The organism is Enterobacter sp. JUb54, from assembly GCF_014298075.1.
Lineage (GTDB): Bacteria > Pseudomonadota > Gammaproteobacteria > Enterobacterales > Enterobacteriaceae > Klebsiella > Klebsiella lignicola.
The window spans coordinates 2,215,255-2,239,778 of sequence record NZ_CP060418.1 but is presented as its reverse complement, the minus strand read 5'-3'; the positions used below and the strand labels follow the sequence as shown (position 1 = coordinate 2,239,778).

Annotated in this window: 18 protein-coding genes; 16 read left to right on the top strand and 2 right to left on the bottom strand. The window is 56.7% G+C overall.

What is annotated here, in order from left to right; all coding sequences use genetic code 11:
* Positions 1-7: 7 nt before the first annotated feature.
* Positions 8-1,768, bottom strand: coding sequence for a 30S ribosomal protein S12 methylthiotransferase accessory factor YcaO (gene ycaO / locus HF679_RS10325; RefSeq protein WP_123756249.1), 1,761 nt, complete (start codon positions 1,766-1,768; stop codon positions 8-10).
* A 486-nt stretch (positions 1,769-2,254) separates the two neighbouring features.
* On the opposite strand from ycaO, the gene serC reads away from it, so the two are divergent.
* The 12 genes from serC (at position 2,255) to HF679_RS10265 (ending at position 16,395) form a co-directional block, all read left to right on the top strand.
* The gene (serC, locus tag HF679_RS10320) at positions 2,255-3,343 is read left to right on the top strand and encodes a 3-phosphoserine/phosphohydroxythreonine transaminase (RefSeq protein ID WP_123756167.1); all 1,089 of its coding nucleotides are present in this window, start codon (positions 2,255-2,257) and stop codon (positions 3,341-3,343) included.
* Between the two features lie 72 nt (positions 3,344-3,415).
* A complete protein-coding gene (gene aroA / locus HF679_RS10315) occupies positions 3,416-4,699 on the top strand; it encodes a 3-phosphoshikimate 1-carboxyvinyltransferase (RefSeq protein WP_123756168.1) in 1,284 nt (427 codons plus the stop codon).
* A 202-nt stretch (positions 4,700-4,901) separates the two neighbouring features.
* Positions 4,902-5,585, top strand: a complete 684-nt coding sequence (gene cmk, locus HF679_RS10310) for a (d)CMP kinase (protein WP_154143396.1) — start codon at positions 4,902-4,904, stop codon at positions 5,583-5,585.
* Between the two features lie 128 nt (positions 5,586-5,713).
* Positions 5,714-7,387 carry a 30S ribosomal protein S1 gene (rpsA, locus tag HF679_RS10305; protein ID WP_004860074.1) on the top strand — a complete coding sequence of 558 codons (1,674 nt, stop codon included), beginning with the start codon at positions 5,714-5,716 and terminating at the stop codon, positions 7,385-7,387.
* A gap of 150 nt (positions 7,388-7,537) precedes the next feature.
* Positions 7,538-7,825 (top strand): integration host factor subunit beta, encoded by a 288-nt coding sequence (ihfB, locus tag HF679_RS10300; protein ID WP_004100704.1) that lies wholly within the window; start codon positions 7,538-7,540, stop codon positions 7,823-7,825.
* 210 nt (positions 7,826-8,035) lie between these two features.
* Positions 8,036-10,300: a ComEC family protein gene (locus tag HF679_RS10295; RefSeq protein WP_187042949.1), complete on the top strand. Its 2,265-nt coding sequence runs from the start codon at positions 8,036-8,038 to the stop codon at positions 10,298-10,300.
* Between the two features lie 36 nt (positions 10,301-10,336).
* Positions 10,337-12,085, top strand: coding sequence for a lipid A ABC transporter ATP-binding protein/permease MsbA (gene msbA / locus HF679_RS10290; protein WP_123756171.1), 1,749 nt, complete (start codon positions 10,337-10,339; stop codon positions 12,083-12,085).
* Complete coding sequence (lpxK, locus tag HF679_RS10285) at positions 12,082-13,071, top strand: tetraacyldisaccharide 4'-kinase (RefSeq protein WP_154143394.1); 990 nt, start codon at positions 12,082-12,084, stop codon at positions 13,069-13,071. Before msbA ends, lpxK begins: the two co-directional genes overlap by 4 nt.
* Before the next feature lie 32 nt (positions 13,072-13,103).
* A complete protein-coding gene (locus tag HF679_RS10280) occupies positions 13,104-14,333 on the top strand; it encodes a winged helix-turn-helix domain-containing protein (protein WP_187042948.1) in 1,230 nt (409 codons plus the stop codon).
* A 103-nt stretch (positions 14,334-14,436) separates the two neighbouring features.
* Positions 14,437-14,619: a protein YcaR gene (ycaR, locus tag HF679_RS10275; RefSeq protein ID WP_123756174.1), complete on the top strand. Its 183-nt coding sequence runs from the start codon at positions 14,437-14,439 to the stop codon at positions 14,617-14,619.
* On the top strand, positions 14,616-15,362 hold the full coding sequence (gene kdsB, locus HF679_RS10270) for a 3-deoxy-manno-octulosonate cytidylyltransferase (protein ID WP_123756175.1): 747 nt from the start codon (positions 14,616-14,618) through the stop codon (positions 15,360-15,362). Before ycaR ends, kdsB begins: the two co-directional genes overlap by 4 nt.
* Before the next feature lie 139 nt (positions 15,363-15,501).
* Positions 15,502-16,395 carry a YcbJ family phosphotransferase gene (locus tag HF679_RS10265; RefSeq protein ID WP_123756176.1) on the top strand — a complete coding sequence of 298 codons (894 nt, stop codon included), beginning with the start codon at positions 15,502-15,504 and terminating at the stop codon, positions 16,393-16,395.
* Here HF679_RS10265 and elyC read toward each other — a convergent pair.
* Positions 16,372-17,151 (bottom strand): envelope biogenesis factor ElyC, encoded by a 780-nt coding sequence (gene elyC, locus HF679_RS10260; protein WP_123756177.1) that lies wholly within the window; start codon positions 17,149-17,151, stop codon positions 16,372-16,374. The genes HF679_RS10265 and elyC overlap by 24 nt on opposite strands.
* Before the next feature lie 121 nt (positions 17,152-17,272).
* Here elyC and cmoM point away from each other — a divergent pair, with 121 nt between their 5' ends.
* Genes cmoM through mukB form a run of 4 tightly spaced genes read left to right on the top strand, consistent with a single transcriptional unit; the run spans position 17,273 to position 24,511 of the window.
* Positions 17,273-18,052: a tRNA uridine 5-oxyacetic acid(34) methyltransferase CmoM gene (gene cmoM, locus HF679_RS10255; protein ID WP_123756178.1), complete on the top strand. Its 780-nt coding sequence runs from the start codon at positions 17,273-17,275 to the stop codon at positions 18,050-18,052.
* 3 nt (positions 18,053-18,055) lie between these two features.
* Positions 18,056-19,378, top strand: coding sequence for a chromosome partition protein MukF (gene mukF / locus HF679_RS10250; protein WP_032688584.1), 1,323 nt, complete (start codon positions 18,056-18,058; stop codon positions 19,376-19,378).
* Positions 19,359-20,063, top strand: coding sequence for a chromosome partition protein MukE (gene mukE / locus HF679_RS10245; protein ID WP_123756179.1), 705 nt, complete (start codon positions 19,359-19,361; stop codon positions 20,061-20,063). Before mukF ends, mukE begins: the two co-directional genes overlap by 20 nt.
* On the top strand, positions 20,063-24,511 hold the full coding sequence (gene mukB, locus HF679_RS10240; RefSeq protein ID WP_123756180.1) for a chromosome partition protein MukB: 4,449 nt from the start codon (positions 20,063-20,065) through the stop codon (positions 24,509-24,511). The genes mukE and mukB overlap by 1 nt, the downstream gene beginning before the upstream one ends.
* Positions 24,512-24,524: the final 13 nt, after the last annotated feature.

Below are 24,524 nucleotides of genomic sequence, written 5' to 3'. Positions count from 1 at the left end.
CTAGCGTTTATTTATGCCAGAAGGCCGCTTTTGCGCGCTGCAGTTTTTCGTATGCCTGCAGTAAAGACTGATGGGCCGGGAAGGCCTTGAGATCGCTATCAACCGGCTGCAGGCCGTAGAACGGTGCTTCACCGCTCAGCGCCGCGCTGGCGGCTTCAACCGCGTCAGCCCCGTACATGCGCACAAAGGCATTCAGGTACTGCAGAGGTTGACGCTCGTCTTCCTGACTGAGCAGCAACAGCGTCTGCAGGCAGCGATAGTAGTTGGCGCGTTCAGCACTGAAGATGGAGGCATTGAATTCAATGGTCCATTCAGTCCAGATTAACGCCTGGTCCAGATCGCCGCCGGCCAGTGCCAGCATAGCTTTCAGTTCACCAATACGTAGGGTGTACCAGCCGTTGTCTTTACCCGTTGCCAGGCCCAGCAGCTCGCGTACGCGGGTAAAGTCATCGTTCCCCTCGTCGTCCAGCTGTTCGATCAGCGCCAGATAATCTTCTTTTTCCCACTCACTGCCTGGTAGCGAAAGGATCGTGTCGCGCAGATGGCTGCCCATGCTGTTATTCGCCAGCCACAGATCTTCTGCCGGATAAATGTCGGACATTCCCGGCACGATGATACGGCAGGCGTAGACGCTCAGGTGCTCGTAGTCGGCGATATATACGTCTTTATCTTCTTCTTTGAAGATGGCCATCAGGGTGGCGAACTCTTGCTCCGTCGTACCGGAGAAGCTCCAGTCGACAAACGGATAGTCGGCATCCTGCTTGAACATATCCCAGGAGATCAAACCGCTGGAATCAATGAAGTGGGTTTCAAGGTTGGCATGTTCGGCCACTTCTTCATCATCGAAGGTTGGCGGCGTGAAGACGTCGAGGTCCTTCAGGCTGCGGCCTTGCAGCAGTTCGGTAACGGTACGCTCCAGGGCGACACCGAAGTCCGGGTGGGCACCGAAAGAGGCGAAGCAGGTGCCGTTCGCCGGGTTAAACAGCACCACGCAGATAACCGGATATTTGCCGCCCAGCGAGCCATCGTAAGCAAAGATAGGGAAACCTTCTGCTTCCAGCTTGGCGATAGATTCCACCACGCCCGGATAGCGCGCCATTACCTCGGCAGGGATTTCCGGCAGGCTGATGCTTTCGGCAATGATACGGTTTTTAATGTGACGCTCGAAGACTTCTGACAGCGCCTGGACGCGGGCTTCATTCGCGGTGTTGCCCGCTGACATCCCGTTTGATACATACAAGTTGCCGACGATATTCATTGGAATATAGACGGTTTCGCCATCGGACTGGCGGGTGAACGGCAGGCCGCATACCCCGCGATCGTCGTTACCGGACTGCAGATCGACCAGCATGCTGGCCGTCAGTTGATCGTCAGGATCGTAGAAGGCGCGCAGGCGCGGATCCAGCAGGCCTTCCGGTACTTCGTCATCTTCGGTCAGCGGGAACCATTTTTCATTCGGATAGTGGACGAACGGCCCGTTGGCGATGGTTTCGCCTAACCAGAAGTCAGCGAAAAAGTAGTTGGTGGACAGGCGTTCAAAATATTCGCCCAACGCTGAGGCCAGCGCCGCTTTTTTAGTTGCCCCTTTGCCGTTGGTGAAGCACAGCGAGCAGGCTTTATCGCGGATATGGACGGACCACACGTGCGGTACCGGATTCAGCCATGAGGCCTCTTCAATATCAAATCCGAGGTCGAGCAACTTTTGCTGGAAGCGCGCGATGGAGTCTTCCAGGGCGGCGTCTTTTCCGGGTATAAATGTTTGAGTCATGGCGATCACTTTTATCGTACGTAAAGCGCGCAATGATACGGCTTTTAGATGACAGGCGCTATCTCGTTGCGCAGAGGAATGCATCACTGCTTTCTTATCGTTCGATCGGCTCAATTTCCAGGGGAAGGATAAATGCAGCAGGGTTGAAGGCAGAGGCGGTAATTCCAGCGCAATGGCAGCAATTATGTCGGTTTTATGACGTCAAGATGGCAGATTCTTTTGTGTGACGGGGAACGCATTTCACCCCTGGCCAGTTTTACCCATTGCGGTGCGTGTCACTGAATGATAAAACCGATATATACATCCTCTTTCCAACCGCCTCTTTGCTGGCTCAGTCTGCTTACCCTGGTTGCTACTCTCAGCGCCTGGTCACGCCCGGACCTGTCATCTTGACGCGTGTGGAATAGATGTGGTGCACCGATACAGGGATTACTGATAGCCCGCGGCGGTTCGCGAGCAAATAACATAGCAACGTGGTGAGGGGAAATGGCTCAGGTCTATAACTTTAGTTCGGGCCCGGCAATGCTGCCGGCGGAAGTTCTCAAACTGGCGCAGCAAGAACTGTGCAACTGGCAGGGGCTGGGTACGTCGGTGATGGAGATCAGCCACCGTGGTAAAGAGTTTATCCAGGTGGCCGAGACGGCGGAACAGGATTTTCGCGATCTGCTCAATATCCCTTCCAACTATAAAGTTTTATTCTGCCACGGCGGCGGTCGCGGGCAGTTCGCCGGTGTTCCGCTGAACCTGCTCGGTGATAAAACCACCGCTGACTATGTTGATGCCGGCTACTGGGCCGCCAGCGCAATCAAAGAAGCGAAGAAATATTGTTCACCGAACAGCATTGACGCCAAAGTGACGGTTGATGGCCTGCGCGCGGTGAAACCGATGAGCGAATGGCAACTGACGCCGGGTGCAGCCTACCTGCACTATTGCCCGAACGAAACCATCGATGGCATCGCGATTAATGAAACGCCCAATTTTGCCGACGACGTGGTTGTTGCGGCGGACTTCTCCTCCACCATTCTGTCTTCCCCTATCGATGTCAGCCGTTACGGCGTGATCTACGCGGGCGCGCAGAAAAACATCGGTCCGGCAGGCCTGACGCTGGTGATTGTGCGTGAAGATCTGCTGGGTAAAGCCAGCATCGCGTGTCCTTCGATCCTTGACTACTCCGTGCTGGATGCCAACGACTCGATGTTCAACACCCCGCCGACCTTTGCCTGGTACCTGGCGGGCCTGGTGTTCAAATGGCTGAAAGAGCAGGGCGGTGTTGCCGTTATGGACAACATCAACCAGCAAAAAGCCGATTTACTCTACGGTGTCATCGATAACAGCGGCTTCTATCGTAACGACGTCGCCGCGGCTAACCGCTCGCGGATGAACGTGCCGTTCCAGCTGGCTGACAGCGCGCTGGATAAGCTGTTCCTTGAAGAGTCCTTCGCTGCAGGTCTGCATGCGCTGAAAGGCCACCGCGTGGTTGGCGGGATGCGTGCTTCTATCTATAACGCGATGCCGCTGGCGGGCGTGAAGGCACTGACCGACTTTATGCAGGACTTTGAACGCCGCCACGGCTGATCACCGTTCTGCTTTTCATCCCCGCAGCCGGTCTGCGGGGTTTTTATTCTGTTTGTTTGAGAGTTGAGTTTGATGGAATCCCTGACGTTACAACCCATTGCGCGAGTGGATGGCACCGTAAACCTGCCTGGGTCAAAAAGTGTCTCTAACCGCGCTTTGCTGCTGGCGGCATTAGCCCGTGGCACCACGGTGCTGACCAACCTGCTGGACAGCGACGATGTACGCCACATGCTGAATGCCCTGAGCGCCCTGGGAGTTCATTACACCCTGTCTTCTGACCGTACCCGTTGTGACGTTGTCGGTAACGCGGGTCCGCTGCAGGCCGGTAATGCCCTCGAGCTGTTCCTCGGTAACGCCGGAACCGCCATGCGTCCGCTGGCGGCGGCGCTGTGTCTGGGTAGCAACGATATCGTGCTGACCGGCGAACCGCGCATGAAAGAACGCCCGATTGGTCACCTGGTCGATGCCCTTCGCCAGGGCGGCGCACAAATTGATTATCTGGAGCAGGAAAACTACCCGCCTCTGCGTCTGCGCGGCGGTTTTGCCGGCGGCCAGGTGGAAGTGGACGGCAGCGTCTCCAGCCAGTTCCTGACCGCGCTGCTGATGGCGGCTCCGCTGGCGCCGCAGGATACTGTTATCGCCATTAAAGGCGAACTGGTGTCAAAACCGTATATCGATATCACGCTGCATCTGATGAAAACCTTCGGCGTTGAGGTCGAAAACCAGGCCTACCAGCGTTTCGTGGTTAAAGGCAATCAGCAGTACCAGTCGCCGGGTGATTACCTGGTTGAAGGGGATGCCTCATCGGCATCGTACTTCCTCGCTGCAGGCGCGATTAAAGGCGGCACGGTGAAAGTGACCGGTATTGGCCGTAACAGCGTTCAGGGCGATATTCGTTTTGCTGACGTGCTGGAAAAAATGGGCGCTACCGTTACCTGGGGCGACGATTTTATTGCCTGTACCCACGGCGAACTGAACGCCATCGATATGGATATGAACCATATTCCGGATGCGGCAATGACCATCGCCACCGCGGCGCTGTTCGCAAAAGGGACCACCACGCTGCGTAATATCTATAACTGGCGCGTCAAAGAGACCGACCGTCTGTTTGCGATGGCAACTGAACTGCGTAAAGTGGGCGCTGAAGTGGAAGAGGGCGAGGATTACATCCGCATTACGCCTCCGCTGACGCTGCAGTTTGCGGAGATTGGCACCTATAACGATCACCGTATGGCAATGTGCTTCTCGCTGGTGGCGCTTTCCGATACGCCGGTGACGATTCTCGACCCGAAGTGTACGGCGAAAACCTTCCCGGATTACTTCGAGCAGCTGGCGCGAATCAGCACCCTGGCGTAATGCGCTTCGGTAAGACGTAAAACAAAAAGTAAAACATTGTCATCTCCCGGGCTGATATTCCATCAGCCCGCTATAATTGCGCAATTCTTCTGCGATCCTTTTCTGGTAGTCCGTAATTTGCAAGCAATGCTCACTTTCCCGCGTATAGATGCGTATAATGCGCGGCGTTTACATTCTATGCGCCTTGCTGAAGGAGAAAAAGATGACGGCAACGATTCCGGTAATCACCATTGATGGGCCTGGCGGTGCGGGTAAGGGCACATTGTGCAAGGCAATGGCAGAAGCGCTGGGCTGGCATCTGCTGGATTCCGGTGCCATCTATCGCGTGCTGGCACTCGCCGCGCTGCATCACCATGTAGATGTTGAATCTGAAGAGGCGCTGGTGCCGCTGGCCGCGCATCTGGACGTGCGTTTTATCTCTACTGACGGCAGTCTCGAAGTGGTGCTTGAAGGCGAAGACGTCAGCGCTGAGATCCGTACTCAGGAAGTCGCCAATACCGCCTCGAAAGTGGCGGCGTTTCCACGCGTGCGCGAAGCCTTATTGCGTCGCCAGCGTGCGTTCCGCGAATTGCCGGGCCTGATTGCCGACGGACGCGACATGGGAACCGTAGTATTTCCCGATGCGCCAGTGAAAATTTTCCTTGATGCATCCGCTGAAGAGCGCGCCCATCGGCGCATGCTGCAGTTGCAGGATAAGGGCTTTAGTGTTAACTTTGAACGTCTTTTGTCCGAGATAAAAGAGCGTGACGATCGCGACCGAAATCGCAGCGTGGCGCCGCTTGTCCCGGCTGCTGATGCGTTAGTTCTCGATTCTACTGAACTAAACATTGAGCAAGTAATTGAAAAAGCGCTACACTATGCGCGCGAAAAACTGGCAGTCGCCTGATCGTTAAGCGACACGGCCTCCGAATTATAGCAGTACCCCCGCAGCAATGGAGTGTTAGCGGGTATGTTAAACAACCCCATCCGGCACGGAGCCAGGTGGACGTTAAATATGAAACCTGAAGATTAAACATGACTGAATCTTTTGCTCAACTATTTGAAGAATCCTTAAAAACAATCGAAACCCGTCCGGGTTCCATCGTTCGTGGTGTTGTTGTTGCTATCGACAAAGATATCGTACTGGTTGACGCCGGTCTGAAATCTGAGTCTGCCATTCCGGCAGAGCAGTTCAAAAACGCCCAGGGCGAGCTGGAAATCCAGGTTGGTGACGAAGTTGACGTTGCTCTGGATGCAGTAGAAGACGGCTTCGGTGAAACCCTGCTGTCCCGTGAGAAAGCTAAACGTCACGAAGCTTGGATCACGCTGGAAAAAGCTTACGAAGAAGCTGAAACTGTAGTCGGTGTCATCAACGGCAAAGTTAAAGGTGGCTTCACTGTTGAGCTGAATGGTATTCGCGCGTTCCTGCCAGGCTCCCTGGTTGACGTTCGTCCAGTTCGCGACACGCTGCACCTGGAAGGCAAAGAGCTTGAGTTCAAAGTAATCAAGCTGGACCAGAAGCGTAACAACGTTGTTGTTTCCCGTCGTGCTGTTATCGAATCCGAAAACAGTGCAGAACGCGATCAGCTGCTGGAAAACCTGCAGGAAGGCATGGAAGTCAAAGGTATCGTTAAGAACCTCACTGACTACGGCGCATTCGTTGATCTGGGCGGCGTTGACGGCCTGCTGCACATCACCGACATGGCGTGGAAACGCGTTAAGCACCCGAGCGAAATCGTAAACGTTGGCGACGAAATCACTGTTAAAGTGCTGAAGTTCGACCGCGAGCGTACTCGTGTATCTCTGGGCCTGAAACAGCTGGGCGAAGATCCGTGGGTAGCTATCGCTAAGCGTTATCCGGAAGGTACCAAACTGACCGGTCGCGTGACCAACCTGACCGACTACGGCTGCTTCGTTGAAATCGAAGAAGGCGTTGAAGGCCTGGTTCACGTATCCGAAATGGATTGGACCAACAAAAACATCCACCCGTCCAAAGTTGTTAACGTTGGCGACGTAGTGGAAGTTATGGTTCTGGATATCGACGAAGAACGTCGTCGTATCTCCCTGGGTCTGAAGCAGTGCAAAAACAACCCGTGGCAGCAGTTTGCGGAAACCCACAACAAGGGCGACCGTGTTGAAGGTAAAATCAAGTCTATCACTGACTTCGGTATCTTCATCGGCCTGGACGGCGGCATCGACGGCCTGGTTCACCTGTCTGACATCTCCTGGAACGTTGCAGGCGAAGAAGCAGTACGTGAATACAAAAAAGGCGACGAAATCGCAGCAGTTGTTCTGCAGGTTGACGCAGAGCGTGAGCGTATCTCTCTGGGCGTTAAACAGCTCGCAGAAGATCCGTTCAACAACTGGGTTGCACTGAACAAGAAAGGCGCAATCGTAAACGGTAAAGTCACTGCAGTTGACGCTAAAGGCGCAACCGTAGAACTGGCTGACGGCGTTGAAGGTTACCTGCGCGCTTCTGAAGCTTCCCGCGACCGCGTTGAAGATGCAACTCTGGTTCTGAGCGTTGGCGACGACGTTGAAGCTAAGTTCACCGGCGTTGATCGTAAAAACCGCGCAATCAGCCTGTCTGTTCGTGCTAAAGACGAAGCTGATGAGAAAGATGCAATCGCAACTGTTAACAAACAGGAAGATGCAAACTTCTCTAACAACGCAATGGCTGAAGCTTTCAAAGCAGCTAAAGGCGAGTAATCTTAGTCATTCAGGTTACAACAACCTGAATTATGACGAGTTTACTTGACAGATTGCAGGATTCGTCCTGTAATCATGCACAAAGGGCGGCTACGGCCGCCCTTGTTTAAAGCAGTTAGCTAATTTGCCTTGAAGGAAACCGGAGGAATAATGACCAAGTCCGAATTGATAGAACGACTTGCCAGCCAGCAATCTCACATTCCTGCGAAAGCGGTTGAAGATGCTGTTAAAGAGATGCTGGAGCATATGGCCTCAACGCTTGCTCAAGGTGAGCGCATTGAAATCCGCGGTTTCGGCAGCTTCTCTTTGCACTATCGAGCACCTCGCACCGGGCGTAACCCGAAAACTGGCGATAAAGTCGAACTGGAAGGTAAGTACGTTCCGCACTTTAAGCCTGGGAAAGAACTACGCGACCGCGCCAATATTTACGAAGAGTAAGTCTCGCCAGACGGCGACCACGTACTCCGAAGATAAAAAAAGCACCTCACTGGTGCTTTTTTTATGCCCGCAATTTGCTGCTCCTCGCAGTTTATTCTCCGCTTTGCAGCACTCCGACCAATTCTGTGGAAACCGCAATCCATAGCCGATGGACGACAGCTGACGCTCTCCCGCATTCACGCAATACTTCCCGCTAACAGGGAGGTCTCCATGCGTTTATCACAGCTGGCAGGGTGCGTCATTGCCGGAATATTTCCGCTGTTGGTACTGCCGGTGCTGCCGACGCTGAGCACCATTCAGGGATGTATCCTCGGGGCCATCGCGATCTCGTTTTCCCGCTATGTCGTCTTACGCTACCTGGCGCTGACCATCCTCTTTTTTGCCTGGGGCGCGCTGAGCGCCCATCAGGCACTCTGGCCAACCCGCGCATTGGCCGGTAGCCACCCGTCGGTTGAGATAACGCTGACCGCGACCGACGCCGGGACAACCCATCAGGGGGTTATCACCCACCTGAACGGGCAGCGGCTGTTTCCGGCCCCGGGGATTACGCTGTATGGCAATCCTCTTCCCATTGCGCCTTGTGCCGGGCAGCGCTGGAAGATGGCGGTCCGGCTTCGTCCGGTCCATAGCCAGCTTAACGCCGGAGGCTTTGACAGCCAGCGCTACGCGCTATCGCAGCATCGTTCTCTGAGCGGCCGCTTTACCTCTGCACAAGCGCTCGACCCTGAATGCAGCTATCGGGCGCGCTTTCTGGCCTCGCTGGGTCATACTCTCGCGGCATTCCCCTGGCAGCCAGTGATCCTCGGCCTCGGGATGGGGGAGCGCCTGGTGATCCCCGGGGATATCAAACGCCTGATGCAAGAGACCGGAACCTCCCATCTGATGGCGATCTCTGGTTTGCATATCGCGCTAGGTGCGCTGCTGGGTGGGCTGGCAGTACGTGGCCTGCAGTTCTTTTTCCCCTGCCGATGGATCAACTGGAAAACGCCGTTACTCGCGGGACTGATCTGTGCCCTCGGTTACGCCTGGTTGACCGGCATGCAGCCGCCGGCCCTGCGGACCTGTATTGCGCTGGGCACGGCGGTCGCTTTGCGATTATCCGGCAAGCGCTGGTCGCCCTGGCAGGTGTGGTTATGCTGTATTGGCGCGATTCTGCTTGCCGACCCGCTGGCGGTGTTATCGGATAGCCTGTGGCTTTCGGTATTTGCAGTCGCAACGCTGATTTTCTGGTATCAGGTTGTGCCCGTGTCGTTGCACAACTGGCGTTGGCCGTTGCGGCAGCTACTGGCATTAAGTCACCTGCAGCTGGGCCTGATGTTTTTACTGCTGCCCATTCAGATTGTTATTTTCCATGGCATCAGCCTGACCTCCTGGTTGGCTAATCTTATTGCCGTGCCGCTGGTTACCTTTGTTATCGTTCCCTGCATTCTGCTGGCCATGTTGCTGCATCTCAGTGGTCCCACGTTTCTCGAGATGGCGTTGTGGCCGCTGGCTGACCGTCTGCTGGCCGGATTATTCTGGTTTTTACGGCTGTTACCGTCAGGGTGGCTGAGCCTGGATTTCCGCTGGGCCGGGGTGAGCCTGCTGCCCTGGCTGTGGCTCCTTATCTGGCGCTTTCATGCCTGGCGTTCGCTCCCGGCGCTGTGCCTCAGCAGCACCGTGCTGTTGAGCTGGCCGTTATGGCGCCCGTTGCCGCAGGGGGAGTGGCGGGTCACGATGCTTGATGTCGGGCAGGGGCTGGCGCTGGTTATTGAACGTGAAGGGGCGGCGATTCTCTATGATACCGGGTTGGCCTGGCCCGGTGGCGATAGTGGGCAGCAGATTATTATCCCGTGGTTGCGCTGGCATAACCTGCGTCCTGAGGGGATTATTTTGAGTCATGAACACCTCGATCATCGCGGCGGTCTGAATTCGTTGTTGCAGGCCTGGCCCAGCCTGTGGATCCGCAGTCCGCTTGGCTGGCAGGGGCATCTCCCGTGCCGGCGAGGCGAAAGCTGGCGCTGGCAGGGATTGACCTTCCGCGCACTCTGGCCGCTCCCGGAGGCAAACACGACGGGCAATAATCGCTCCTGCGTGGTGCGCATTGACGATGGCAAACACAGCATTCTGTTAACCGGAGATATTGAAATTCCAGCAGAACGCGCGATGATGAGTCACTACTGGCAGCATCTTGCGTCTACACTTATCCAGGTCCCGCATCATGGCAGCAATACGTCGTCTTCCCTCGCGCTGTTGCAGCGGGTGGGCGGGGCGGCGGCGCTGGCGTCGGTGTCGCGATACAATGCCTGGCGCATGCCAGCGGATAAGGTTGTGCAGCGCTACCGGCAGCAAGGTTACCGGTGGTTCGATACGCCCCATCAGGGGCAAATAACGGTTATTTTTTCCGCAGAAAGCTGGCAAATCCACGGCTTACGAGATCAACTTTTACCGCGTTGGTATCATCAGTGGTTTGGCGAGACCGTGGATAACGGGTAGAATATGCGGCTATTTCAACATAAGCTGGTTTATTGAATGCAGAACGATAAAGATCTCTCCACGTGGCAGACCTTCCGCCGACTCTGGCCGATTATAGCGCCATTTAAACCCGGACTGATCGTCGCGGCAGTTGCGTTAGTCTTTAACGCAGCTAGTGATACTTTCATGTTATCGCTTCTTAAACCGTTATTGGATGATGGTTTTGGTAAAACGGATCGCTCAGTGCTGCTATGGATGCCGCTGGTGGTGATCGGCCTGATGGTGCTACGTGGTGTCACCAGCTACATTTCAAGCTATTGTATCTCCTGGGTTTCCGGAAAAGTGGTTATGACGATGCGTCGTCGTCTGTTCAGCCATATGATGGGAATGCCGGTCTCGTTCTTCGATAAGCAGTCCACGGGGACGTTGCTGTCACGTATTACCTATGACTCCGAACAGGTGGCGTCATCCTCTTCCAGCGCGTTGATTACCGTGGTGCGTGAAGGCGCCTCGATCATCGGTCTGTTTGTGATGATGTTCTATTACAGCTGGCAGCTGTCGCTGATCCTCATCGTGCTGGCGCCTATCGTCTCCATCGCGATTCGTGTGGTCTCCAAGCGTTTTCGTAATATCAGTAAAAATATGCAGAATACGATGGGGCAGGTGACCACCAGCGCTGAGCAGATGCTGAAAGGCCATAAAGAAGTGCTGATGTTTGGCGGCCAGGGCGTAGAAACCAAGCGTTTTGATAAGGTCAGCAACAAGATGCGTTTGCAGGGGATGAAAATGGTCTCCGCCTCGTCAATCTCTGATCCCATCATTCAGCTGATTGCCTCGCTGGCACTGGCGTTTGTCCTCTATGCGGCGAGCTTCCCAAGCGTGATGGAAACGTTGACCGCCGGTACGATCACCGTGGTGTTCTCTTCGATGATTGCCCTGATGCGTCCGCTGAAATCACTGACTAACGTCAACGCCCAGTTCCAGCGCGGTATGGCGGCCTGTCAGACGCTGTTTGCTATCCTCGATTCCGAGCAGGAAAAAGACGAAGGTAAGCTGGTGATTGAGCGTGCGAAGGGCAACCTTGAGTTCAACAATGTCACCTTCACCTACCCAGGGCGTGAAACGCCGGCTCTGCGCAATATCGACCTGAACATTCAGGAAGGTAAAACGGTTGCTCTGGTCGGGCGTTCCGGGTCGGGCAAATCGACCATCGCCAGCCTGATTACCCGCTTTTATGATATCGATGAAGGCCAGATTAAGCTGGATGGTCACGATCTGCGTGAATATACCCTGGCCTCTCTGCGTAATCAGGTGGCGCTGGTGTCACAAAACGTCCATCTGTTCAACGATACCGTGGCGAACAACATCGCCTACGCCCGTACGGACGAGTACAGCCGCGAGCAGATTGAAGAAGCCGCGCGGATGGCCTATGCGATGGACTTTATCAGCAAAATGGATAACGGCCTTGATACCGTTATTGGTGAGAATGGCGTCCTGCTCTCCGGCGGTCAGCGCCAGCGTATTGCCATCGCGCGAGCGCTGCTGCGTAACAGCCCGATTCTGATCCTCGACGAAGCAACCTCGGCGCTGGATACCGAATCTGAACGCGCCATCCAGGCGGCACTGGACGAACTGCAAAAAAACCGCACTTCGCTGGTGATTGCGCACCGCCTGTCTACCATCGAGCAAGCCGACGAAATCGTCGTGGTAGAAGATGGCCGCATCGTAGAACGTGGCAGCCATGCCGATCTGCTGGAGCATCGTGGCGTCTATGCCCAACTGCATAAGATGCAGTTTGGCCAATGATTGCCCGAATCTGGTCCGGTGAGTCGCCGTTATGGCGGCTGTTGCTCCCGCTCTCCTGGCTGTATGGCCTGGTGAGTGGGCTGATTCGCCTCAGCTACCGGCTGGGGCTGAAGAAAGCCTGGCGCGCGCCGGTACCAGTGGTGGTTGTCGGTAACCTGACCGCCGGGGGCAACGGTAAGACCCCGGTGGTTATCTGGCTGGTGGAACAACTCCAGCAGCGCGGCATTCGCGTTGGCGTGGTGTCCCGCGGCTATGGCGGGAAAGCGGCAAGCTATCCGTTGCTGCTGGGCGCCAGCACCAGTACCGCCGAAGCCGGTGACGAACCGGTGCTGATTTTCCAACGAACCGGAGCGCCGGTTGCCGTCTCGCCGGTTCGCAGCGATGCGGTACGCGCTCTGCTTGCAGCCCACGACCTCCAGCTCATTGTTACCGATGACGGCCTGCAGCACTATAAGCTGGCGCGGGACAAAGAAATCGTGGTGATTGACGGCGTGCGTCGTTTTGGCAATGGCTGGTGGCTACCGGCCGGGCCGATGCGCGAACGCGCATCACGCCTGCAGAGCGTCGACGCCATCATCGTGAACGGCGGCGTGGCGCGAACGGGTGAAATCCCGATGCAATTGCGTCCGGGGCTGGCGGTGAATTTACTCAGCGGTGAACGGCGTGATGTGGCCTCATTCGACAATGTTGTCGCTATGGCCGGAATCGGTCATCCTCCGCGGTTCTTCGCCACCCTGGAAAGCTGCGGCGTACAGCCGGTGAACACCGTGGCGCTGGCAGATCATCAGGCGCTGACCCAGGCGAGCGTTTCCGCTCTCGTGACGGCACAGCAAACGCTGCTGATGACTGAAAAAGACGCGGTGAAATGCCGCGGTTTTGCCGACGCGAACTGGTGGTATTTACCCGTCGACGCCATAATGGCGGATGAACGCGCTCAGCAACTGCTGACGGAACTGGTCGCGCTGGCGCAACGTAAGCCTCAATAACGCTGTGCCGGAGTCCTTCACGGAGAACCTGCATGTCGGTATTACAACTTTCACTTAAAGATGCCCGCCATCTCCATCTTGCGGCGCAGGGGTTACTGAAAACGCCCCGGCGCCGTGCTCGTGCCAGCGATATTCTTCCCACCATCCAGCAGATGTCACTGCTGCAAATCGATACCATCAACGTCGTCGCCCGCAGCCCCTATCTGGTGCTTTTTAGTCGTCTCGGTAGCTATTCGCCAGCCTGGCTGGAAGAGGCGCTGCGCAGCGGCGAGCTGATGGAGTACTGGGCCCATGAGGCCTGCTTTTTACCCCGCAGCGATTTTGCCCTGGTACGCCACCGCATGCTGACGCCGGATAATATGGGCTGGAAGTACCACAAAGGATGGATGGCTGAACACGCCACCGATATTCAACAGCTGCTGGAGCATATTACCCAGAATGGCCCGGTACGTTCCGCCGATTTTGAACACCCGCGCAAAGGTACCAGCGGCTGGTGGGAGTGGAAACCGCATAAACGTCATCTGGAAGGGCTGTTTACCGCCGGGAAAGTCATGGTTGTCGAACGCCGCAATTTCCAGCGGGTGTACGATCTGACGCATCGGGTGATGCCGCTCTGGGATGATGCGCGCGACGCGCTGTCGCAGGCCGACGCCGAAGCACTGATGCTGCGTAATAGCGCCCGCAGCCTCGGTATCTTCCGTCCCCAGTGGCTGGCCGATTACTACCGGCTGCGTCAGCCCGAATTGCCGGCGCTGCTCAAGCGCTGGCAGGACGAGGGGCTGGTGACGCCGGTGAACGTTGAAGAACTCGGTGAAATGTGGCTGCATCACGATGCGCGAGCGCAGCTTGAATCCGCGCCCGCAGGCAAACTCACCGCCAGTCATAGCGCCGTGCTCTCACCGTTTGACCCGGTGGTCTGGGACCGTAAACGCGCCGAACAGCTATTCAATTTCAGCTACCGTCTTGAGTGCTATACCCCAGCGCCTAAACGTCAGTATGGCTACTTTGTGCTACCGCTGCTGCATCAGGGCAAACTGGTGGGCAGAATGGACAGCAAAGTGCATCGTAAAACCGGGGTACTGGAAATTATCTCGCTGTGGCTGGAAGAGGGGGTTAAGGTTAGCGGCGGGCTGGAAAAAGGGCTGATACGTGCAATAGAAGCCTTTGCCCGCTGGCAGTCGGTGCAGCACATCACTCTGGGTCGTCTGCCGCCGGGGCTGTTTGCTGACCGGCGTCAGGGCTGGGAAATCGCTTCAGCCTGACCCCCTGGCGATGGCTCGCGTAGCCATTGCCGCAAACGGATCCCTGAGCTTGTCATCATGTGATATGCTGCTGCGGAATCTATTCGGTCCATCAGGAGGAATTATGGATCACCGTTTATTAGAAATCATCGCCTGTCCTGTCTGCAACGGTAAACTCTACTACAGCCAGGATAAGCAAGAGCTGATCTGTAAAATTGACAGCCTGGCCTTTCCGCTGCGTGACGGCATTCCCGTCTTGCTGGAAACCGAAGCCCGCGCATTAGCCGTCGGAGAGAGCCACTCATGAGTTTCGTGGTCATTATTCCTGCCCGTTTTGCCTCCACACGTTTGCCCGGAAAACCGTTACAGGACATCAACGGTAAGCCGATGATCGTGCACGTGCTCGAACGCGCGCGTGAGTCCGGGGCCGACCGGATTATCGTCGCGACGGACCATGATGAAGTGGCGCGTGCGGTAGAAGCCGCCGGTGGCGAAGTGTGCATGACGCGCGCTGACCATCAGTCCGGCACTGAACGTCTGGCCGAAGTCGTTGAGAAATGTGGCTTCAGTGACGACACCATCATCGTCAATATTCAGGGTGATGAGCCGATGATCCCGCCGGCGATTGTGCGCCAGGTGGCGGCGAATCTGGCGGCTAATACCTGCGGTATGGCGACGCTGGCGGTGCCGATTCATGATGCCGACGAAGCTTTTAACCCTAATGCGGTGAAGGTGGTGATGGATGCGCAGGGCTATGCGCTCTATTTCTCCCGCGCCACGATCCCATGGGATCGCGATCGTTTTGCGCAGTCCCGCGAAACCATCGGCGATTCACTGCTGCGTCATATCGGGATTTACGGGTATCGCGCGGGCTTTATCCGTCGCTACGTCAGCTGGGCGCCTGGTCCGCTGGAGCAGATCGAAATGCTGGAGCAGCTGCGGGTGCTGTGGTACGGCGAAAAAATCCATGTTGCGGTAGCCGAAGTGGTTCCCGGCACCGGTGTCGATACGCCGGAAGATCTGGCCCGCGTTCGCGCAGAGCTACGATAATCTCCTCATCCCCTCCATCGCGAGGGGATATCCTCACGCTGTTTTTCCATACTATTTGCCCCAAATTTGATCTTACCCGATGACATCCCTGCGGCTGGCGCTCATTATGAAACCAGTAGTATTCACAGGGGTAATCTGAATGGAACAGTTGCGAACCGAACTGAGCCACCTGCTGGGTGAAAAACTCAGCCGCGTGGAGTGTGTCAGCGAGAAGCCCTTGTCGGCGCTATGGTCGCTCTACGATGCACAAGGAAATCCGTTACCGCTGCTGGCGAGGAGCTTCACCACCCCCGGCATTGCCCGTCAGCTGGCCTGGAAAATCTCGATGCTTGCGCGCAGCGGCACCGCGCGGATGCCGGTGGTGTACGGCGTGTTAACCCATGAGGAACATCCCGGGCCCGATGTGCTGTTGATTGAACGACTGCGCGGCGTGTCCGTGGAGGCGCCAGCCCGGACGCCGCAACGCTGGGAACAGCTGCAGGAGCAGATCGTGGAAGCCCTGCTGGCCTGGCATCGGCATGACAGCGGCGGCTGCGTTGGCATGGTCGACAGCACCCAGGAAAACCTGTGGTCGAACTGGTATCGCCAACGGGTAGAGATGCTATGGAGTACGCTAAACCTGTATCAGGACACCGGCCTGACGATGCAGGACAAACGGATCCTGTTCCGCTCCCGGGAGTGCCTGCCGGCGCTATTTGAAGATTTCAGCGATAACTGCGTGCTGGTGCACGGGAGCTTCACGCTGCGCAGTATGTTGAAAGACGCGCGTAGCGATCAGCTGCTGGCAATGGTCGGGCCGGGCATGATGCTCTGGGCGCCCCGCGAGTACGAACTGTTCCGGCTGTCGGACGGCGGGCAGGGGGAGCAACTGCTGTGGCACTATCTGCGCCGCGCACCGGTGTCGGAATCATTCGTCTGGCGGCGCTGGCTGTATCTGCTGTGGGATGAAGTGGACAACCTGGTCAACACCGGGCGCTTTGACCGCACCCGGTTTGATCTGGCTGCTAAATCACTCCTGCCCTGGCTCGCCTGACACCCCTTTTAGCCACTGCCAGAGGCGCCCCAGCGTTTCGTAACCGACGCGATCGCTGTGCATCAGCCATACCGGCGACGGGATCGCGCGCTCCCACGGGTTAAGCGGCGATTCAATCGCCAGCTGATTAGCCGGCGCCGGCAGTGGATTAAGCCCGGCATGGCGGAAGAAAATCATCGCTCTGGGCAAATGCGACGCGGAGGTCACCAGCAGGAAAGGGGCATCGCCGATGGCCTGTTTGACCGCAGCGGCTTCCTCTTCCGTATCTTTCGGGCTATCGAGAACCATTATTTCGCTGCGCGGGACGCCAAGGCTTTGCGCCACCCTGGCGCCGGCCTCAGCGGTGCTGACCGGGTTGGTTTTCGCCGCAGCGCCGGTAAAGATCATCTTCGCCCCCGGATTTTCCTGCCACAGCCGGATCCCTTCAGCCAGGCGCGGCAGGCTGTTATTGATCAGGTTAGAGCTGGGCGCCCAGTCCGGATTCCAGGTATATCCGCCACCGAGTACCACCACATACTGAACCCGTTCGCTGTCGCGCCATGTTGGGTACTTGTCCTCGATCGGTTTGAGTAAACCATCGGCCACCGGTTGCAGGCTGAGCGCAACCAACAGCAGCCAGCCAACGCTGACGCACACTTTACCGGTTCGCTGGAAACGGCTGAACCACAGCAGGGCGATGCCTGCGGCAATCAGCAACAGCAGCAAGGGAAGCGGCAGCATCATGCCGCCTAAATACTTTTTCAGAGTAAAAAGCATGCCAGGTGGTTCCTTTTTTAACCATATAACCAAAGTTATGCCCGGATCTTATAACAGATCGCTACATTCTCCGCGTGGGTATGACAAAATAGCGGTTTTGTTTTGGCAGGTGGAGTCGCCGGTGAAGGATCGTAATTTCGATGACATGGCTGAAAAGTTTTCGCGCAATATCTACGGCACCACCAAGGGCGAACTGCGCCAGGCGATCCTCTGGCAGGATCTCCACCCGTTACTGAGCCAGCTTGGCCCTGGGCCGCTTCGGGTGCTCGATGCGGGCGGCGGGGAAGGCCAGACGGCGGTCAAAGTGGCGGAAATGGGTCATCATGTGACGTTATGCGATCTCTCTGGCGAAATGGTGGCTCGCGCCCGTCAGGCGGCTGTCGATAAAGGTGTGATCGACAACATGCATTTTGTACAATGCGCAGCTCAGGATATTGCGCAGCATTTGGAAAGCCCGGTCGATCTGGTACTGTTTCATGCGGTACTGGAGTGGGTGGCTGAACCGCAGGAGATGCTGCGCGTGCTGTGGTCCGTTGTCAGACCCGGCGGTGCATTGTCGCTAATGTTCTACAATGCTAACGGTCTGCTGATGCACAATATGGTGGTCGGAAACTTCGACTACGTACAGCTAGGTATGCCGAAAAAGAAAAAACGCACGTTGTCGCCGGACTATCCGCGCTCACCGCAGCAGGTTTATGGCTGGCTGGAAGAGCAGGGCTGGCACATTACCGGGAAAACCGGCGTGCGGGTGTTTCATGATTATCTGCGTGAAAAACGCAAACAGCGCGACGATTTTGCGGCGCTGCTGGAGCTGGAGACGCGCTACTGTCGCCAGGAGCCGTATATCAGCCTGGGTCGCTACATTCATGTCACAGCGCTTAAGCCGCAGATGCAAGGATAAACTATGAGTGAATTTTCCCAGACAGTCCCCGAACTGGTTGCCTGGGCCAGAAAAAATGATTTTTCTATTTCGCTGCCGGTGGACAGACTCTCTTTTCTGCTGGCGGTTGCTACGCTGAACGGCGAGCGGCTCGAAGGGGAAATGACTGAGGGAGAACTGGTGGATGCGTTCCGCCACGTCAGTGATGCGTTTGAGCAGACCAGCGAAACCATCAGCCAGCGCGCCAATAACGCGATCAACGATATGGTGCGCCAGCGTCTGCTGAACCGCTTTACCAGCGAAATTACGGAAGGTAATGCGATTTATCGCCTGACGCCGTTGGGTATCGGCATTACCGACTACTATATTCGCCAACGCGAATTTTCTACTCTGCGCCTGTCGATGCAGCTGTCGATCGTTGCCGGTGAGCTTAAGCGCGCCGCCGATTCTGCTGAAGAGGGCGGCGATGAGTTTCACTGGCATCGCAACGTCTTTGCGCCGCTGAAATACTCGGTGGCTGAGATTTTCGACAGTATCGACCTGACGCAGCGCATCATGGATGAGCAGCAGCAGCTGGTCAAAGATGATATTGCTCAGCTGCTGAATAAAGACTGGCGTGCGGCGATCTCCAGCTGTGAACTGCTGCTGTCAGAAACCTCAGGCACGCTGCGTGAGCTGCAGGATACGCTGGACGCTGCGGGCGACAAGCTTCAGGCAAACCTGTTGAGAATTCAGGACGCGACAATCGCGCGCGATGATTTGCATTTTGTTGACCGTCTGGTTTTCGATCTGCAAAGCAAACTCGACCGCATCGTCAGCTGGGGCCAACAGGCTATCGACCTGTGGATCGGCTACGATCGTCACGTCCACAAATTTATCCGTACCGCCATCGATATGGATAAAAACCGCGTGTTCGCCCAGCGTCTGCGCCAGTCGATTCAAACCTACTTTGATGCACCGTGGGCATTGACCCACGCCAGCGCCGATCGTCTGCTGGATATGCGTGATGAAGAGATGGCGCTGCGCGACGAAGAGGTCACCGGGGAACTTCCGGCCGATCTAGAGTACGAAGAGTTTAACGAAATTCGCGAACAGCTTGCCGCGCTGATTGAAGCGCAGCTGGTGGTCTATAAAGACAAAGGTGTGCCGCTGGACCTGGGTCTGGTGGTGCGCGAATATCTGGCGCAGTATCCGCGGGCTCGCCATTTTGATGTGGCGCGAATCGTTGTTGACCAGGCCGTTCGCCTGGGCGTCGCACAAGCAGATTTCACCGGACTGCCGGCAAAATGGCAGCCGATTAATGATTACGGAGCCAAGGTACAGGCGCATGTCATCGACAAATATTGAACAAGTGATGCCAGTTAAACTGGCGCAGGCGTTGGGCAATCCGTTATTTCCGGCGCTGGATAGCGCCTTGCGTGCAGGCCGCCATGTGGGTCTGGACGAGCTGGATAATCACGCATTTTTGATGGATTTCCAGGACTACCTGGAAGAATTTTACGCTCGCTATAACGTTGAGCTGATTCGCGCGCCGGAAGGGTTTTTCTATCTGCGCCCGCGTTCCACCACGCTGATCCCGCGTTCGGTGCTGTCCGAACTGGATATGATGGTGGGCAAAATTCTTTGCTATCTCTACCTCAGCCCGGAACGTCTGGCCAATGAAGGGATCTTTACCCAACAGGAGCTGTACGATGAGCTGCTGAGCCTGGCCGACGAAGCCAAGCTGCTGAAACTGGTGAACAACCGCTCCACCGGGTCGGATCTCGACCGCCAGAAGCTGCAGGAAAAAGTCCGCGCTTCGCTTAACCGTCTGCGCCGTCTGGGCATGGTCTGGTTTATGGGCCATGACAGCAGCAAATTCCGCATTACCGAATCGGTGTTCCGCTTTGGCGCTGACGTGCGCGTGGGCGACGATCCGCGCGAAGCGCAGCTGCGCATGATTCGCGATGGCGAAGCGATGGCGCTGGAAAATCATCTGCAGCTTCATGACGAAAATGAAGAGCATCAGCCGGATAGCGGGGAGGAAGAGTAATGATTGAACGCGGTAAATTTCGCTCGCTAACGCTGGTTAACTGGAACGGCTTTTTTGCCCGAACCTTCGATCTGGATGAGCTGGTCACGACCCTCTCCGGCGGTAACGGGGCCGGGAAATCAACCACCATGGCGGCCTTCGTCACAGCGTTGATCCCTGACCTGACCCTGCTGCACTTCCGTAACACCACCGAGGCCGGCGCCACCAGCGGTTCGCGCGATAAAGGCCTGCACGGTAAGCTGCGTGCCGGGGTTTGTTATTCGGTGCTGGACGTTATCAACTCCCATCATCAGCGCGTGGTCGTGGGCGTGCGCCTGCAGCAGATCGCCGGTCGCGATCGTAAAGTGGATATCAAGCCCTTCGCGATCCAGGGGCTGCCGATGGCGATTCAGCCGACCCAGCTGCTGACCGAGACCCTGAACGAACGCCAGGCGCGTGTTCTGAGCCTCAATGAGCTGAAAGAAAAGCTCGAAGCGATGGAAGGGGTGCAGTTCAAGCAGTTCAACTCGATCACCGATTATCACTCGCTGATGTTCGATCTGGGCGTCGTCGCCCGTCGTTTACGCTCGGCCTCGGATCGTAGTAAATACTATCGCCTGATTGAAGCCTCGCTGTATGGCGGCATCTCCAACACCATTACCCGCTCGCTGCGCGACTATCTGTTGCCGGAAAACAGCGGCGTGCGTAAGGCGTTCCAGGACATGGAAGCCGCGCTGCGTGAAAACCGCATGACCCTTGAAGCGATCCGGGTGACGCAGTCCGATCGTGATCTGTTTAAACACCTGATCAGCGAAGCGACGAACTACGTGGCGGCGGACTACATGCGTCACGCCAACGAACGTCGGGTGCATCTGGACAAAGCGCTGGAGTACCGTCGCGACCTGTTTACCTCACGGGCGCAGCTGGCGGCAGAGCAGTATAAGCACGTCGATATGGCCCGCGAACTGCAGGAGCATAACGGCGCAGAGGGCGATCTGGAAGCTGATTATCAGGCGGCCAGCGACCATCTGAATCTGGTGCAAACCGCGCTGCGCCAGCAGGAAAAAATCGAGCGCTATGAAGCGGACCTCGAAGAGCTGCAGATTCGTCTTGAAGAGCAGAATGAAGTGGTCGCAGAAGCGACCGATCTGCAGGAAGAGAACGAAGCCCGCGCAGAAGCCGCTGAACTGGAAGTGGATGAGCTGAAAAGCCAGCTTGCCGACTATCAGCAGGCGCTGGACGTGCAGCAGACCCGGGCAATTCAGTACAACCAGGCGCTGCAGGCGCTAGAGCGTGCGAAAGCGCTGTGCCATTTGCCGGATTTAACGCCGGAAAGCGCTGGCGAATGGCTGGAAACCTTCCAGGCGAAAGAGCAAGAAGCGACGGAGAAAATGCTGTCGCTGGAACAAAAAATGAGCGTCGCGCAAACGGCGCACGGTCAGTTTGAACAGGCTTATCAGCTGGTCGCGGCGATTAACGGCCCACTGGCGCGTAATGAAGCCTGGGACATCGCGCGGGAACTGCTGCGTGATGGCGTGAATCAGCGACATCATGCCGAGCAAGCGCAAGGGCTGCGGAGTCGCCTGACCGAGCTGGAACAGCGCCTGCGCGAACAGCAGGATGCCGAACGTCAGCTGAGCGATTTCTGCAAGCGCCAGGGTAAACGCTACGACTTTGACGAGCTGGAAGCCCTGCATCAGGAGCTGGAAGCGCGTATTGCGTCGTTGTCCGATAGCGTCTCTTCCGCCAGCGAACAGCGCATGAACCTGCGCCAGGAGCTGGAACAGCTGCAGTCGCGCACCCAGTCTCTGCTGCGTCGTGCGCCGGTCTGGCTGGCGGCACAGAACAGCCTCAACCAGCTCTGCGAGCAGAGCGGCGAACAGTTTGAATCGAGCCAGGACGTCACCGAATATCTGCAGCAGCTGCTGGAGCGCGAGCGCGAAGCGATTGTTGAGCGTGACGAAGTTGGCGCACGTAAACGGGCCATTGACGAAGAGATCGAACGTCTCAGTCAGCCGGGCGGTTCTGAAGACCCGCGTCTTAATGCGCTGGCGGAACGTTTTGGCGGCGTGCTGTTGTCGGAAATTTATGACGATGTCAGCCTCGAAGATGCCCCGTACTTCTCCGCGCTGTACGGCCCGTCGCGCCATGCGATCGTGGTGCCGGATCTGTCGCAGATCACCGAACATCTTGAAGGGCTGGAAGATTGCCCGGAAGATCTCTATCTGATCGAGGGCGATCCGCAGTCATTCGATGACAGCGTATTCAGCGTCGATGAGATGGAAAAAGCGGTGGTGGTGAAGGTCGCCGATCGTCAATGGCGTTATTCACGCTTCCCGACGCTGCCGCTGTTCGGCCGCGCCGCACGTGAAAGCCGTATCGAGAGCCTGCACGCCGAACGTGAAGATTTGTCCGAGCGTTTTGCGACCCTCTCTTTTGATGTTCAGAAAACGCAGCGTCAGCATCAGGCTTTCAGCCGCTTTATCGGCAGTCATCTGGCGGTCGCCTTTGAAGACGATCCGGAAGAAGAAATCCGCAAGCTCAACAGCCGCCGTGGCGAGCTGGAGCGCGCGCTGACGACGCACGAAAGTGATAACCAGCAGAACCGGGTACAGTTTGAACAGGCGAAAGAGGGCGTCTCGGCCCTTAACCGTCTGCTGCCGCGTCTTAGCCTGTTGGCGGACGATACCCTGGCTGACCGGGTGGACGAAATTCAGGAACGTCTGGATGAAGCCCAGGAAGCCGCGCGCTTTATTCAGCAGCATGGTAATCAACTGGCGAAGCTGGAGCCGATCGTTTCGGTACTGCAAAGCGATCCGGAACAGTTTGAACAGCTGAAAGAAGACTATCTCTATTCGCAGCAGACGCAGCGTGATGCGCGTCAGCAGGCGTTTGCGCTGAGCGAAGTGGTGCAGCGTCGCGCCCACTTCAGCTACTCCGACTCGGCGGAAATGCTGAGCGGCAACAGCGATCTGAACGAAAAACTGCGCCAGCGTCTGGAGCAGGCCGAAACGGAACGTAGCCGCGCCCGTGAGGCAATGCGTAGCCATTCTGCGCAGCTGAACCAGTACAATCAGGTGCTGGCTTCGCTGAAAAGCTCTTATGACACCAAAAAAGAGCTGCTGGGCGATCTGTATAAAGAGCTGCAGGAGATCGGCGTTCGTGCCGATAGCGGTGCGGAAGAACGCGCCCGTTCGCGTCGCGATGAGCTGCATACGCAGTTAAGCAACAACCGCGCCCGCCGTAATCAGCTGGAGAAAGCGTTGACCTTCTGCGAAGCGGAAATGGACAACCTGACCCGCAAACTGCGTAAGCTTGAGCGTGACTACTGCGAAATGCGTGAGCAGGTGGTGAGCGCCAAAGCGGGCTGGTGTGCGGTCATGCGCCTGGTGAAAGACAACGGCGTCGAACGTCGCCTGCACCGTCGCGAGCTGGCCTATCTCTCTGCTGATGAACTGCGTTCGATGTCGGATAAAGCCCTCGGTGCGCTGCGTCTGGCGGTGTCGGATAACGAACACCTGCGCGATGTGCTGCGCGTCTCGGAAGATCCAAAACGTCCTGAACGTAAAATTCAGTTCTTTGTCGCCGTTTATCAGCATCTGCGCGAGCGTATCCGTCAGGATATTATTCGTACCGATGACCCGGTTGAAGCGATTGAACAGATGGAGATCGAGCTTAACCGTCTGACCGAAGAGCTGACTAACCGCGAACAGAAGCTGGCTATTAGCTCCCGCAGCGTTGCCAACATTATTCGTAAGACCATCCAGCGCGAGCAGAACCGTATCCGTATGCTCAACCAGGGTCTGCAGAGCGTCTCCTTCGGGCAGGTCAACAGCGTGCGGCTGAATGTCAACGTGCGGGAAACCCACTCGACGCTGCTTGACGTGTTGTCTGAACAGCATGAACAGCATCAGGACTTGTTTAACAGCAACCGTCTGACCTTCTCCGAAGCGCTGGCGAAACTGTATCAACGCCTGAATCCGCAGATTGATATGGGGCAGCGCACGCCGCAGACCATCGGCGAAGAGCTGCTCGACTACCGCAACTATCTGGAGATGGAAGTGGAAGTCAACCGTGGTTCCGACGGCTGGCTGCGTGCGGAATCCGGCGCGCTGTCGACCGGGGAAGCGATCGGTACCGGGATGTCAATTCTGGTGATGGTTGTGCAGAGCTGGGAAGACGAGTCTCGCCGCCTGCGCGGAAAAGACCTGTCGCCATGCCGCCTGCTGTTCCTCGATGAAGCGGCGCGTCTCGATGCCCGCTCTATCGCCACGCTGTTTGAGCTGTGCGAACGCCTCGAGATGCAGCTGATCATCGCGGCGCCGGAAAACATCAGTCCGGAAAAAGGCACCACCTACAAACTCGTGCGTAAAGTGTTTAATAATCACGAACACGTCCACGTGGTCGGGCTGCGCGGTTTTGCCGCCCAACTGCCGGAAACACTGCCGGGAACGGCGGATGCTTCCTGAGAGGGATGATTGA